Below are 804 nucleotides of genomic sequence, written 5' to 3'. Positions count from 1 at the left end.
TCGCGATTCTCAAAGATGGTGAGCTGGTTCAAGTCGGCGAGCCTAGTGAAATTCTTCTGCAACCCGCTGACGCCTATGTAGAAGCGTTTGTGCAAGACGTGAATCGAGCACGTGCTCTGACTGTTGAAAACGTGATGAAATCGCCAATGAATCGTATTACTGCAACTACGATCGGCGAGGCCTTAGAGCAAATGCGTAATATGCCGAAAGACTATGCCTACGTTGAATCGGATGATGGCTTTGAGGGAACTGTTCTGCAAGAGACCTTGGAGCAAGCTGTTGATAGCGAAGACGTATGTAGTTCAGAGCCTCTGACTGACGAGTACTTTGAAGAAACGGTTGAGATCTCACCTGACTCTCTTCTAGAAGAAGTTATTCCTGAAACACTCGACACTAGTCACCCTTTAGCTGTAGTCAGTGAGGAGGGAGAGCTTGAAGGTGTCTTGTCGAGAAAACGTTTAGCGAAAATTTTAGGTAGATAAACGCGTAGTCGAAAACTTGGACTAAACTCAGCTCAGTTTTAGTCCAAGCGAGGCCCGACGTTGATTACGGAAGAACAACAAGACGATGCGATATTCGAGTTATCTGCCGACTTGCGCGAAGTGGGTAAACAGATACTCAAGCTGCTGAGAAAAGGCGCTGTTGATGTGCCGCTCTTTCCCAAAATCGCAACGGACGTTATGCGTCTCGCAAAGTCTCCAGACACTGACGCAGCGACCTTAGCGGACTTAATTCAACGCCACACTACGCTGGCGGGGCACGTCATCCGTGTTGCTAATTCACCACTTTATACACCAAATGCTT

At 47.8% G+C, this 804-nt stretch carries 2 protein-coding genes; both read left to right on the top strand.

Features of this window, described 5'->3' with window-relative positions; all coding sequences use genetic code 11:
- Positions 1–482: CBS domain-containing protein (locus tag A3738_RS07115; RefSeq protein ID WP_156504043.1), on the top strand; the 482-nt coding region annotated here is incomplete at its 5' end.
- 60 nt (positions 483–542) lie between these two features.
- Positions 543–804: HDOD domain-containing protein (locus A3738_RS07110; RefSeq protein ID WP_197473665.1), on the top strand; the 262-nt coding region annotated here is incomplete at its 3' end.

This window comes from Oleiphilus sp. HI0066, assembly GCF_001635725.1.
This window is presented reverse-complemented; position numbering and strand designations above follow the sequence as displayed.